Genomic DNA, 12,224 nt, shown 5'->3' with positions numbered 1-12,224 from the left:
TAAAATTAAATTGCAGAAGCACCGTTACCAATCTCACTGATGTAGATTGCAGCCGGATAACCTATCCTTTCTACATAAAAATCAGTCAGTTGTCTGGCAAAATCTTCTTCCTGTCCTTTCTTTAACAAGGCAATTGCACATCCACCAAAGCCTGCACCGGTCATCCTTGCACCGATCACATGCTCATAATCTGTACAAAATTCAACTACAGCATCCAGTTCAGCACCTGTTACTTCATACAAATCTTTTAAAGACTGGTGAGAAGCATACATCAAACGCCCAAATTCTTCTAAGTTCCCTTCGTTTAAGGCTTTTGCAGCCAGGCCAACACGGTCGTTTTCGCGGATCACATGTGTAGCACGCTTCAGGACTGTTTCGTCAGTGATCAGGTGGCTGTGTAACGAGAACTTTTCTGCACTGAGTTCGCAAAGGTTATGAAGGGTAATTTCCTCATTGAGTTGAGCTAAGGCCGTCTGACATTCAGCAACCCTTTCATTATATTTTGATTCCGCCAGTTTCCTTGGTTTATTGGTATTGATGATCGCAAGGGAGTAATCACCCAGGTTACAATCCACAGATTTGTATTTTAAGGTATCGCAGTTCAGTACCAGGGCTTTATGTGCTTCCCCGAAGGCAACAGCAAACTGGTCCATGATGCCACAATTGACCCCGATAAATTCGTTCTCTACTTTTTGCGCCAACAAGGGGATCTCAATTTTTTCATAACCAAGATTGAAGTAATCGTTTAAGGCATAAGCCATGATGACCTCTATGGACGCAGAAGATGACAGCCCTGATCCGATTGGAATATTGCCGTAAAACAGGAGATCGAGTCCGGTAGGAAGCTGGTGTTTTTTAAGGATCTCATTGAAAACGCCAAGCGGATAGTTAAACCATTCCGGCCCTGTTTTGGTATAAGAGGCTTGCAGTGCAACTTCGTGTTGTTCTGGGAAGTTAAGGCTGTTGAAACGGATCACCTGATCGTTGTTTGGAGCGATGCTCAACCAGGTCCCTAAAGTAACCGCGCAAGGCATCACCAGTCCGCCGTTATAATCAATATGCTCGCCAATAAGGTTCACCCGTCCCGGGGTAAAATAGTTCGCCTTTGGCTCTTGTCCATATAGCCCTAAGAATTTCTCGGTCAATTCCGCTTTCATTGTAATATTTTGATTTAAAGTTTTTGTTTTAAGTAAAGTATTGATAGTATTGTTTTAAATAACAACCGCCCTAATATACAATTTATGGAAACAAAGCTAATCAAGACCGGGAAAATTATTGACGGTAAAGAGATCCTTGGTATTGAATTAACAAATACACATGGTACCTATGTGAAAATATACAATTATGGTGCAATCATTAATAAGTTTATTGTAGTGAATAAACAAGGTCAGAAGCAGGATATTGTACTTGGTTTTGATGATTTTGAAGGATATCTGACTGAAGAATACCTGGACGGTTATCCTTATCTTGGCGCAGTGATCGGCCGTTATGCAAACCGCATTAAGAACGGACGGTTTACCATTGATGGAATTGTTCATCAACTGACACAAGCCAAGGGCGGCGATTGCCTTCATGGTGGGGATATTGGATTCGACAGAAAGGTTTGGGATGTTTTATCCACCATAGATCCAAGTGTCACTTTGCAATATGTGAGTCCCGCCGGAGAAGAACATTTCCCAGGGAACCTGACCATTCAGCTGACTTTCAAGCTGACTGATGATAATGAACTGATCTTGGACTTTAAAGCCACTACAGATGAAGCAACTGCCATCAACCTGACACATCATAGTTATTTCAATTTATCTCCTGATTTGGGCTCTATTGGAAACCATCACCATAGAATGCCTGCAAGCCATTATCTGGAGCAGGACGACAACTATGTCGTGACAGGTAAGTTGATCCCCGTAGAAGGCACGAAACACGACTTCTTGGGCGGGAAACTGATCAATCATGATTGGGATCCGAAAGAAGGCTACGATCAGACCTATGTATTGGATAAAGAATACGGGGAATTTACATTGGCATCTGAAACGACAGAAGAAAAAAGCGGATTAAAACTTTCTGTATATACCACAGAACCGGTGGCCCATTTATATACCGCAGCATATTTATCTGTTAAAAATGGTAAAGGAGGAGCGGAGTACCATCCTTTTGAGGCTTTCTGTGTGGAGACTCAACACCACCCCAATGGCATCAATATCCCTGCTTTCCCAAGTACAGTGTTAAGGCCTGGCGAAACGTATAAACAAACCACGATTTATAAAATAGAACATAACTAAATGAAAGTAGATATCTGGTCGGATGTAAGGTGCCCGTTTTGTTATATCGGGAAACGGAAATTTGAAGCTGCACTTGCAGAATTTGAACATAAAGATGCCATAGAAGTAGAATGGCACAGTTTTGAACTGGACCGCAACACGGTGACCTTACTGGATAAAAGTTCTGAGGAATACCTTGCCGAGCGTTATGGAAAGAGCAGGGAATGGGCGGCAGAAAGTCATCAGCATGTGACCGATACTGCTGCTGAAGTGGGACTCAAATTCCATCTTGACAAATCTATCGTAGCCAACTCTTTTAATGCCCACCGCCTGATCCAGCTGGCGAAGTCCAAAGGACGGGGAGATGAAATGGAAGAAGCCTTGTTTAAGGCTCATTTTACGGATGGAAAAAATATTGATGACCAGGCAGACTTAACGGAAATTGCAAAGGAGGCAGGCCTGGATGTTGCCGATGTAACCACGGTGCTGAACAGTGCTGATTTTACGGATGAAGTTAGGTACGATGAAAAAACCGCAGAAGACATAGGCGTCCGTGGAGTTCCTTTCTTTGTTTTCAATGAGAAATTAGCTGTTTCCGGCGCTCAGCCTGCAGAAACGTTTCTTGGTGCCTTAAAGCAGGCATGGGAGGGGCAAGCTTAAGGTGAAGTTCGCCTGTTGTCCGGGCTGAATTCACTATCGCTAAACGATAAGTTTACGGTGAGTCCACGTTTTACCGCAAAAACGTGGACTCAGTCCGAACGAGGATGCCACTTGATACGGCCGTGAATGGGGTTGGTGGTGTTTCTTAATGGTTAAATATTGGTAGAGAAAGCCTTACTTTAAATGAGTTTTCTTCACTTTGTTCAAAATGAAATTTTACGGCATCTCCATTAATCTGCCTGTAATTTTCCCTGTAGGATTCCAGGTCGGCAATGAGTTCCAGGCCAGCATTTGCCCCATAATTCATTTCCATTAACAGTTCTTCGGTTTCAATGAGAATAATGATGTCCAGCATCACCGGTTCTTCATTTAAAATCTTACAAAAAGGTTCCAGCAGATTAACCAGTGCCAAAGGGGCGAGCTGTTTATGTTCTGCCACTCCCTGCACGTTAAATGTGATCTTTAGCTGATGGTCAAAACCTATGAAATGAACAAAGGAAGTAAAAGCACTGAGTTCCTCTTTTAATGGACTCTGCGATTGTCTCCCTCGGTAAAGACGATACCTCAGCAGGTCAGAAAAAGTAAGAATCGCTTCGGGTGTGCTTTCCTCTGGCACCTTTGCAGATACTTTCAACTGATGCAAAGACCTCAATATAAAATCCGGACTGATATTGGTCTTCAAAAAATCAAGCTTCACCTGTTCGATTTCTTTCTTTTCCTTTTCCAGCTCCAGCAAGGTACTGTTTTCTTCATTCTTTTCCATAAAAAAAAGCATGATGGAAAAAAAGAGAAAGTTATACAGGAATCCGGATAATTCTTTCAGATAGGTGGTCAGAAAATTGCCCTCATCTGGGGGCGGTACCGGATCTGTGTAATGGACAAAAGCCCTGTTAAAATGGATGTCCAGAAAGGTAATGATCAGGTAACCTGCAATCACAGAAGTCCAGAACTGCAGGTATTTATTTCGTTTAAAAAAGTAGGGGATGAGGTACAGGCAGTAGAGGTAAAAAAAAGAGGCAATCATCAGGTTTGCCAGAAAAAAATGGTTGTAAATCAACGAAGGGGTAATTGGTCCTTTAGCCCTCATGATCGTACCAACAATCAGAACTGTTATCCAGTATACGATATGGGCTACCCATCGGTATTTACTGAAATAAACCCACCTGTTCCTCTCGTTAATCTCTAATTGTACAAAATTGCTCATGTGCTAAAAATTAAGGACTAAATTGACTTCAAAATGGTCTGGCTGATCGCTGATGAGCAATTTGTGCCGTCTCGGGTATAAAATTTCCAATCTTCTCTTTACATTCTTTAAGCCAATGCCTCCGCGGTACTCCGAAAAGGTATGATGCACAGGTTTGGCTGGTTTACTGTTTCTCAGTTTAAAATGGAATTCTTTTTTAGAGATTTCTATTTCCATATTGATCCATGATTTACCAAAACTGGTTTTTGTTCCATGTTTAAATGCGTTTTCTAAAAAATTGATCAGCAACAATGGAGCAATCCGGTGAGCAGCAGCATCTCCTTTAATGTCTATACTGATCTTACATTGCTCTTCTTTATGTCTTAATTTTTCCAGCTCAATATAGCTATTGGTAAAGGTAAATTCGTTCTCCAGAGGAACGAGATCTGCTTTACAGTCATATAACATATAATGAAGCAGGGATTCCAGCCGTTCAATGATCACCGGGGTTTGAACAGACTTTTTTAAGCTCAGTGCATAAATGTTATTCAGTGTATTGAACAAAAAGTGAGGGTTAATCTGTGATTTTAAAAAACTGCTCTCCAGTGCAATCTTTTGAGTTTTAAATTGCTCCAGCTTCCGGATTTCTTTCTGAAGATCGTAAATGTCTACAAAGTAATAGAAGGCAATGAATACGGAGGATAGAAAAACGTACATGATTGCTTTTCTTTTCAACATAAAAATCAATTCAAATTCCGGCCTGGAGCTCATTATCGGAATACTGTTAATCACCATTTTTGCAGATAAGATATACGCCAGGTAGCAAAAGAAAAGAACGGCAAAAAGGCAAAGCCAAAAAATATATTTTCCGGATTTCTTGTATAAAGGCAATATCCACAGCAGGATAACGTAGGATTGAATAAATACCACTGTTATAAAAATGGTTAAAGCCAGGGCGGGGAAAGGAGCCGGAAAATTACGGTTATCAAAACCTGTTCCCTGAGCAGTTCCGATATAATTTAATGCAAAAAAGATCAGCCAGAACAACAAATGCAATGCCCATCGGTATTTTGAAAACAATTGGGAAAAATATTGCTTAAAAGCAGGTGTCATTAAAGGGAGGTTTAGTTTCGGCCAGGTAAAGTTATCATAAATTTACTTCCTTCGTTCTCCTTACTTTCCACAAGGATGCTTCCTTCGTGCTTTTCAATAAAATCCTTGCACAAAACCAGCCCTAATCCTGTTCCTGATTCGTTGTTTGTTCCTAAACCGATCATTTTTTTTTCAATTTGAAAAAGATTACTAAGGACTTTGTGGCTCATTCCAACACCATAATCAATCACAGATATTTTCAGCATTGGTTTCCCATTCAACTCGCTGGCAAAGAGTTCCGAACGGACTTCCACATTTCCCAGATTAGGCGTAAACTTAATGGCATTGGAAAGGAGGTTCCTGAATATGGTATGGAGCATATCACTATCCGCGTATACAGACAATTGCTTAGGGACAAAATTGAGCACTTCAATCTGTTTCTGACTGGCGACAATTTTCAGGACTTCCACGCTCGACTGTACCGTGTCATAAACATTCAGCAATGTTGGCTTAAAGTTCAGTACCCCAGCCTGGTTAGTAGACCACAGCAAAACATTTTCTAAAAGTTTAGCACTGTTATTCAGGCTGTTTTGCAAGAGCATGTACATCTTTTGCCGCTCCTCGGGATCGCTTTCAAACTCTCCTTCCCCCAGAAACTTTGTCAGGGCCATTGCTGAGCCTAAAGGACCTCTCAGGTCGTGTGCCAGTATGGAGAAAAACTGATCCTTGCTGGCATTTGACTCTTCCAGTTTACCGTTTGAAACCTCCAGTTGCGCATTTGATCTGGCCAGTTTTTCATATTGATGTACCAATACCATCCGTTGTGATTTGATCAGCCGGCCCTGTTTAAAGCGGGTCATATTGTTTTTCCAGAAAACCCAGGCTATAGCATAGGCCACGGTAACCATGCACAATGCATCAATAATGGTCAATACCATTTCAGTTTGGTCATGCTGGGTCAGATAAAGACCGTAGCAGAATCCTAAATAAATGGTAGAGAGGTAAAGGAAGAGGTGTAAAGGGCGGATGAGTAAAATGGCTGCATTTAAAAGACAGGCGAGTAAAAAGGAGGTAATAGAATTGTTTAAGGTTTGATCGTATACAGAGCAGGTTGCCCCACCGATCGCAAACAAAAGAAAAACGAAATGGGGAAGAACTGCACTTAAAAGTCCCTGCTCATTTTCTGTTTTCTTTAGCCAGAAAGCTGTTAAAAATAAAACAAGGCTAATAGAACCGATGTAAAGGTTTAAGATAAGATAGCCCTCGACCCAGTTTTCTGCTCCTGGTTTGCTGATAAAATTGCCATACCTGAAATAGAAGTGAATGATCACTGCCAGAGGGAGATAAAGTCCCGTGATGACCCTGCACCGGCTAAGGTTGGCGGTTCTAACTTCATCTTCAATGATCATTTGATCAAGTGCGGGTGTATTAAAACGCTGAAAAAAGAGGAAGAGAGTCTTTACCATTGGATGCTGACAACAAATTTATTCTTTTATTTGATAAATAGCTAATCTTTTGGAAATGAGTTGCTCAGCTGATTTGCTTCCTTGTTTTATTAAAGAAATATTTAAATGTTTTACGGCTAGGTATTTATCAGAAAAGAAAAGGATTGCTGCAGTTCAGGTGAAATTCATTACCTGTGGCAATCCCCTGGATTTTTAAAGCAGCTTATCAATTGAATTCCAGATGATTCTGATACTGGAGATAATGACAATGACCGCTACTCCGATAAACATCTTCTTGATTGGAAGTTTGCCCACCAGGCGGGCGGCAAGAGGCGCAGCAGCTACACCTCCAATAATCAGACCCAATATGGATTGCCAGTGACTGACTCCGAGGATAAAGAAAAAGGTAATTGCGCTGGCCATGGTTACAAAGAATTCGGTTAAACTAACCGATCCGATCACATATTTAGGGGTACGCCCTTTAGAGATCAGGGTGGAGGTCACCAATGGTCCCCAGCCACCACCACCAAAAGAATCTAAAAAGCCTCCGGCACCTGCCAGCCAGCCCGCACGTTTTACTTTCTGTGGCTTCTGTTTTTCCTTAAAGGCATTGCTCAGGATCCTGATGCCCAGGGCAAGGGTGTAGATAGAAATCACTGGCCTGATGTATTGAGAGAAAGCTTCGCCAGCGTAGCCTAGTAATAATGCACCTGCTATAGCACCCAGTACGCCAGGAATCAATAAAGTCTTAAACAGTTTTTTATTGACATTGCCAAAACGATAGTGACTGAAGCCGGATGCACCGCTGGAAAACATTTCCGCAGTATGAATGCTCCCTGAAATCACCGCTGGGTTTAATCCTCCGGATAACAATAAGGTGGTAGAAACGACTCCATATCCCATTCCCAGCGCACCATCCACCATTTGGGCCAGGAAACCAACCAGCAGCATCCAAAGAAATTTATCATCCATCCCTGCATAGACCTCTTTTCCAAAGCTGAGTACAGATTCGTAGGAAAGATAGGTATTAACAGCTATTCCGATAAACAGTGAGGCAAGAAGAAAGAGGCACAGGTAAGCAATGCGTTTCCACTTTTTTTCCTGAGCCCTGCTCCGTTGTAAAGCCAGGCTGATATCGTTGTCTTGTAAACTCATTATTGTTGTTCTTTTTAAACTTCTTTGATTAAATCTGTACTGGCATGATCAATAGTTTTTCGGTAATGCGGTGCATTACTGAATTTGGAGCCAGAATTTTGCAGTGTATTTATAGGGACAGCAAACCTCAAAATCAGCGCCTTAACCGAGTATTAAAAGGTACAGGGCAGTACATCAGGCAACTAGTGCGCATCGATTCTTCAGAATAATTTTTAAAAATCACGTAGAGTAGGTGGAGTAATTGTCTGGCCATGTATAATGTCTATAGAATTAGTAGGCAATATTATATTAACTTTCTGAATAAACAAAATTATTTAGTAAGATTCTGCTGTTTTTCTTTGATATTGACCCGATTGTCCCTTAATTAGTGCTTTTTAAGCAAGCCTGTTTACTATGAAATCTATCCATTCTTATTATCTCACTTTATTACTTTGCCTGATATTTGTCAATGCTTCCTATGCGCAGCTGGCAGACACCACTTTAGCTTTCCACCGCAAAAAGATTGACTCACTGGATCAAAAATTGATAGAGATCATTGGAGAAAGGGAGCGGGTGGTGAAAGAAGTAGGCATTTACAAAATGAAAAATAACATTCCTGCACTTCAAAAGGGAAGGTTTAAACAGATATTAGAAAAGAACATCAGGATGGGAGCGGAGCAAGGGCTTTCAGCAAAACTGATGACAAAAGTGATGAATGCCATTCATGAAGAGAGCCTGAGAATTGAACGTGCAGTAAAAAAAGAAGAAGAGCAATGAAAAAGATTAGTTTGCTGGCAGGAATGCTAGTGTTAAATATGGCCATCTATGCGCAAACAAGTATTTTTCCTGGTCGCTATAATGGTTCAAAGCCGGAAATTGCCCAGGAAATCATGATTCTGCCTGATGGCCGCTTTTTGTTTTCTTTGAGTTATGGTGCTATGGATAAAGTCATGGTGGGAAAATGGACGGAAAAGGATGGAAAACTGAGTTTAAAAGAGGAAAAGGCCGCCTCTGAGCCCTTTGTGATCTTTGGAAGGCACAGCAACAATGCGACTGATAAGGGGAAAGCTTTTACTTTTAAAGGGTTTGCGGAGAATACTTCTGTGGCGGTGAGTTTTGAGGATGCTTTTGAAGCCAATAGTTTCAAACTGTTACACCTCAGGGACCAGTCGACCTTTAGCCGGAGTAATGAGTTAAAGGTAACCGACAAACCAGTACATCAATTCTTTCTTTCTAAACCTGTTTATGGCCCTTCTGAAGAAGATAACAATGTGGTTTATACATTCAAACCTTTGCCAGGGTGGAATGATTTTGTGTTGTATTATAGCACTGAGGCAGATAGCCCTCCGATTTCCCTTCAGGCGGTGTTAAGGAACGATAGTTTGTTCTTATCAGAAGGCAAGGGGGGAGAACAATATTTTGCGGTGAAAAAAGAATTGTCCAAAGAAACTGACCTGCGCAAATTTGACCGCTATTTTCTGGATGCAAGGATCCCGGACTCCTTGTCTTTGCGTGATACTGATGGAAATGCACATACTTATAACCTGTTAAAATCCAAGGCCCGGTTTAATTCAAAACTGATAATTCCGGAGCAGGAGGCTCACTTTCAAAGAGATGATGATGCGGGGATGGATCAGGAACAGGGTACAGTGGTGGTAGAAAGTCCCGGAGTTCCTCCACCAAAAGTTCCTGTTGTAAAGCCTAAGCCGAAAACAACTCCGGTAAAGAAAAAGCTTCAATAATAAAATACCCTTGAAAGCTTTACGAAGCCCTCCAAATCATCCGAATTTGGAGGGCTTTTTTATGAAAGGAAAATACTTTTTTAAAGATCAGACTGCTGTTTTGGAAATGAGCAAACGTGTTTTATTCTGAAACCTTAAAAACAGTAGGATAGAGGCTGTAAGTAAGCCGAAAGTCAGGCCATACCATATTCCATTTACCCCCATATTGAGTTTAATACCCAACAGGTATCCCAACGGGATTCCGATGATCCAATAGGCTACAAAAGTGATGATGGTGGGGATATTGACATCGCCGATTCCTCTGAGCACGCCTAATCCAACCACCTGCGTTCCATCAAATAACTGAAAGAATCCTGCGATGATCAAAAGCTGGGCAGCGATATTGATCACAGCCATGTCTTCTGTATAGATATAAGGGAGCAGGTTATTCGCCACGATAAACAGGATTGCAGTCAGGCTCATGAAAAGAATGATCACGTGGTAACTGGCAATTGCCGATTGTCTGAGGTCATTAAAGTTTCTCTTTCCAAAATTATTCCCTGTTTTGATGGTCGCTGCAGAGGCAATTCCACTGGCCATCATATAGGTCACCGAAGCAAGGTTGATCGCCACCTGGTGGGCCGCCTGTTCTACGGCACCAATGGTTCCGATCAGGATCGCTGCACCACTGAACGCGCTGATTTCAAATGAATATTGCAGGGCTACCGGCGCACCGATTTTCACAATTTTAAGCGCCCTTACTTTATCAAAGAAAGTGAGTTTAAAACTTTTGATATAGGCTTTGAAATATTTAGACCTCATCACATAGATGGACATCACAATGGCCATCAGACAGCGGTCTATCAGGGTACTTAAGCCAACTCCTTTAACACCCATAGGTGCAATTCCAAACATCCCTTTCACGAAAATGATTCCGAGAATGATGTTCAGCAGGTTTCCCCAGATGGAAACAAACATGGCCTGTTTCGTGAAACCCAGTCCTTCGGCAAACTGCTTAAAAGTCTGGAAGATCATCAATGGGATAATAGAGATGGCAAGGTAGCCTAAATAAGGCTTGGCATAAGCCACTACTTCCGGAGATTGTCCGATGTGATCAATCACCAGCAAGGTTCCCAAATGAACGAAACCGTAAAGCAGGATAGAGGTGATGATATTGATGATCAGACTATTGGAGAGGAGTTTTCCGCATTCCTCATAATTTTTTCTTCCGTTTTCCTGGGCCATCAGCGGTGTTAAGCCATACGAAATTCCCATTCCGATCACCAGGATGAGCATAAACAGACTGTTGACCAGCGATACTGCTGCCAGTTGTATCGTTCCGGCAAAGTGCCCAACGATTACACTATCAGCTAAATGAACAAGTGTATGGCCTAATTGTGAAACCACAATCGGCATAGCCAGACGAAGGTTGTCTGAGTAATAAGGTTTATATTTTGAATAAAGTCTACTAAGCATTGTCGCAAAGGTCAGCAATTCCACCTTGTAATTTAGGGGCTGTAAAATAATTTTACATTCAGTTGTTATTGTATTGACGTGAAATATTCTTCTTTTTCAGAAGTATGTGGCTGGATCACACCACTTATGATCAGGTTGACCAGGACTTTCTGTGCTTTTTTATAAGAACTCCTGGTGATCTTGCTGAATTCCTTCAGCGTAATCCGGCCTTGCTGTCCAAGATATTCGAAGAGCTTTTTCTCATAATCTGTGTAACTGATCAGCTGTCCGTTTTGGTCACCACTTTTTTTAATCACATCCACAATGATTTTACTGGCAAGCAGGCTCTTGTCCTGTACTCTGAAATAAACCCACCATTTCTTGTTCTCGTCTAAGGCATAATGCGGTTTGGTATCACTGGGCTGGATCTTGACCACAAGTACCAGTTTGTCATCCACATAAATTTCTTCAAATTCGGGCTCTATAGCAGGCCGGCAAAACTGATGTGCAGATTTGGTGATCATATAGCGCTCTTCATCTTCAGACTTTACGCCTTTGATGCTGCCATCGTCTGCAACACCAATCAGCAATTGCCCACCTTTGTTATTGGCAAAAGCAACAAGGCTTTTCGCAATTTTTTCGTTGCTGGTAATGGTTTTCTTGAAATCCAGGGTAGTTCCTTCGCCTTGCAGGATGAGTTTCTTGATATTCATTGGACTGTGACTTAAACATACAATTAATAAGCAATGCGTGGTTCTTCTCCCTGATGCAGGTTTCGGACGTACACTTCATTCATGACCGTAGCACACAATTCACCTTGTGCATTGGTGATCTCCATCGGGTAGGCTTTTACAAATTTGCCTACCGTATTTAACGCTTCAATAGCCTCGTTCAGCATGTCGTCATTGACGGTAATGCTGAAAAATAAATCTCCCCGGCCAGGCTTTAGGTATTGGATCGAAGCACTCTTTAACCAAACCCTGACTTTAAACCCCTGTCTTTGAAGCAACTGATCAAACAACAAGGCGTAAAAAGGATCCGTAGCGGCATAAATGGTTCCTCCAAAGATGGAGCCATTGTAGTTTTTATTGAAAAGGCTTTTATTGATTTTTACATCCACGCCCCGGAAACCTTTATGGAATTTCTTTACCCATATACGCTGGAACAATAAAGGAGGGTAAAAACAAAGGCCCCATTTAAGGGTTTTTTCTGATACAACCATGATGCTTAAATATCAGAAAGTTTATTGAACTATGAAATTTTAATGTGGTTACTA

The 12,224-nt window shown here is 41.6% G+C and carries 12 protein-coding genes; 4 read left to right on the top strand and 8 right to left on the bottom strand.

Annotated features, from left to right (window positions below; translation table 11 throughout):
- Positions 1 to 5: 5 nt before the first annotated feature.
- Positions 6 to 1,157 carry a galactokinase gene (locus tag BUC20_RS03660; RefSeq protein ID WP_073227543.1) on the bottom strand — a complete coding sequence of 384 codons (1,152 nt, stop codon included), beginning with the start codon at positions 1,155 to 1,157 and terminating at the stop codon, positions 6 to 8.
- An 84-nt stretch (positions 1,158 to 1,241) separates the two neighbouring features.
- Between BUC20_RS03660 and BUC20_RS03655 the strand changes: the two genes are divergently transcribed.
- A complete protein-coding gene (locus BUC20_RS03655; protein ID WP_073227541.1) occupies positions 1,242 to 2,279 on the top strand; it encodes an aldose epimerase family protein in 1,038 nt (345 codons plus the stop codon).
- Positions 2,280 to 2,918 carry a DsbA family oxidoreductase gene (locus BUC20_RS03650; protein WP_073227538.1) on the top strand — a complete coding sequence of 213 codons (639 nt, stop codon included), beginning with the start codon at positions 2,280 to 2,282 and terminating at the stop codon, positions 2,916 to 2,918.
- Positions 2,919 to 3,063: 145 nt separating this feature from the next.
- Here the strand turns inward: BUC20_RS03650 and BUC20_RS03645 are convergent, their stop codons facing one another.
- The 4 genes from BUC20_RS03645 to BUC20_RS03630 all read right to left on the bottom strand — a co-directional run bounded on the left by BUC20_RS03645 (position 3,064) and on the right by BUC20_RS03630 (position 7,793).
- Positions 3,064 to 4,122 (bottom strand): histidine kinase, encoded by a 1,059-nt coding sequence (locus BUC20_RS03645; protein ID WP_073227535.1) that lies wholly within the window; start codon positions 4,120 to 4,122, stop codon positions 3,064 to 3,066.
- Between the two features lie 3 nt (positions 4,123 to 4,125).
- Positions 4,126 to 5,214, bottom strand: coding sequence for a sensor histidine kinase (locus BUC20_RS03640; protein ID WP_073227532.1), 1,089 nt, complete (start codon positions 5,212 to 5,214; stop codon positions 4,126 to 4,128).
- Between the two features lie 11 nt (positions 5,215 to 5,225).
- On the bottom strand, positions 5,226 to 6,659 hold the full coding sequence (locus BUC20_RS03635; protein WP_073227529.1) for a sensor histidine kinase: 1,434 nt from the start codon (positions 6,657 to 6,659) through the stop codon (positions 5,226 to 5,228).
- Positions 6,660 to 6,851: 192 nt separating this feature from the next.
- On the bottom strand, positions 6,852 to 7,793 hold the full coding sequence (locus BUC20_RS03630; RefSeq protein WP_073227526.1) for a sulfite exporter TauE/SafE family protein: 942 nt from the start codon (positions 7,791 to 7,793) through the stop codon (positions 6,852 to 6,854).
- A gap of 393 nt (positions 7,794 to 8,186) precedes the next feature.
- On the opposite strand from BUC20_RS03630, the gene BUC20_RS03625 reads away from it, so the two are divergent.
- Together BUC20_RS03625 and BUC20_RS03620 are read left to right on the top strand one after the other, a co-directional pair.
- A complete protein-coding gene (locus BUC20_RS03625) occupies positions 8,187 to 8,549 on the top strand; it encodes a chorismate mutase (protein WP_073227523.1) in 363 nt (120 codons plus the stop codon).
- The gene (locus BUC20_RS03620; RefSeq protein ID WP_073227520.1) at positions 8,546 to 9,514 is read left to right on the top strand and encodes a hypothetical protein; all 969 of its coding nucleotides are present in this window, start codon (positions 8,546 to 8,548) and stop codon (positions 9,512 to 9,514) included. The genes BUC20_RS03625 and BUC20_RS03620 overlap by 4 nt, the downstream gene beginning before the upstream one ends.
- An 87-nt stretch (positions 9,515 to 9,601) precedes the next feature.
- On the opposite strand, the gene BUC20_RS03615 is transcribed toward BUC20_RS03620, so the two are convergent.
- The 3 genes from BUC20_RS03615 to BUC20_RS03605 all read right to left on the bottom strand — a co-directional run bounded on the left by BUC20_RS03615 (position 9,602) and on the right by BUC20_RS03605 (position 12,170).
- Positions 9,602 to 10,969 carry an MATE family efflux transporter gene (locus BUC20_RS03615; protein WP_073227519.1) on the bottom strand — a complete coding sequence of 456 codons (1,368 nt, stop codon included), beginning with the start codon at positions 10,967 to 10,969 and terminating at the stop codon, positions 9,602 to 9,604.
- A 65-nt stretch (positions 10,970 to 11,034) separates the two neighbouring features.
- The gene (locus BUC20_RS03610) at positions 11,035 to 11,661 is read right to left on the bottom strand and encodes an AlbA family DNA-binding domain-containing protein (RefSeq protein ID WP_073227516.1); all 627 of its coding nucleotides are present in this window, start codon (positions 11,659 to 11,661) and stop codon (positions 11,035 to 11,037) included.
- Positions 11,662 to 11,684: 23 nt separating this feature from the next.
- Positions 11,685 to 12,170 (bottom strand): DUF4442 domain-containing protein, encoded by a 486-nt coding sequence (locus BUC20_RS03605; RefSeq protein ID WP_073227515.1) that lies wholly within the window; start codon positions 12,168 to 12,170, stop codon positions 11,685 to 11,687.
- Positions 12,171 to 12,224: the final 54 nt, after the last annotated feature.

This window comes from Pedobacter caeni (assembly GCF_900129215.1).
GTDB classification, from domain to species: domain Bacteria; phylum Bacteroidota; class Bacteroidia; order Sphingobacteriales; family Sphingobacteriaceae; genus Pedobacter; species Pedobacter caeni.
The sequence above is the reverse complement of the archived record's forward strand: the minus strand, read 5'-3'. Positions and strand labels throughout refer to the sequence as shown.

Bases quoted from the DNA above. Each gene is read 5' to 3' on its own strand.
- BUC20_RS03660 (WP_073227543.1), bottom strand. From the start codon at position 1,157: ATGAAAGCGGAATTGACCGAGAAATTCTTAGGGCTATATGGACAAGAG.
- BUC20_RS03655 (WP_073227541.1), top strand. From the start codon at position 1,242: ATGGAAACAAAGCTAATCAAGACCGGGAAAATTATTGACGGTAAAGAG.
- BUC20_RS03650 (WP_073227538.1), top strand. From the start codon at position 2,280: ATGAAAGTAGATATCTGGTCGGATGTAAGGTGCCCGTTTTGTTATATC.
- BUC20_RS03645 (WP_073227535.1), bottom strand. From the start codon at position 4,122: ATGAGCAATTTTGTACAATTAGAGATTAACGAGAGGAACAGGTGGGTT.
- BUC20_RS03640 (WP_073227532.1), bottom strand. From the start codon at position 5,214: ATGACACCTGCTTTTAAGCAATATTTTTCCCAATTGTTTTCAAAATAC.
- BUC20_RS03635 (WP_073227529.1), bottom strand. From the start codon at position 6,659: ATGGTAAAGACTCTCTTCCTCTTTTTTCAGCGTTTTAATACACCCGCA.
- BUC20_RS03630 (WP_073227526.1), bottom strand. From the start codon at position 7,793: ATGAGTTTACAAGACAACGATATCAGCCTGGCTTTACAACGGAGCAGG.
- BUC20_RS03625 (WP_073227523.1), top strand. From the start codon at position 8,187: ATGAAATCTATCCATTCTTATTATCTCACTTTATTACTTTGCCTGATA.
- BUC20_RS03620 (WP_073227520.1), top strand. From the start codon at position 8,546: ATGAAAAAGATTAGTTTGCTGGCAGGAATGCTAGTGTTAAATATGGCC.
- BUC20_RS03615 (WP_073227519.1), bottom strand. From the start codon at position 10,969: ATGCTTAGTAGACTTTATTCAAAATATAAACCTTATTACTCAGACAAC.
- BUC20_RS03610 (WP_073227516.1), bottom strand. From the start codon at position 11,661: ATGAATATCAAGAAACTCATCCTGCAAGGCGAAGGAACTACCCTGGAT.
- BUC20_RS03605 (WP_073227515.1), bottom strand. From the start codon at position 12,170: ATGGTTGTATCAGAAAAAACCCTTAAATGGGGCCTTTGTTTTTACCCT.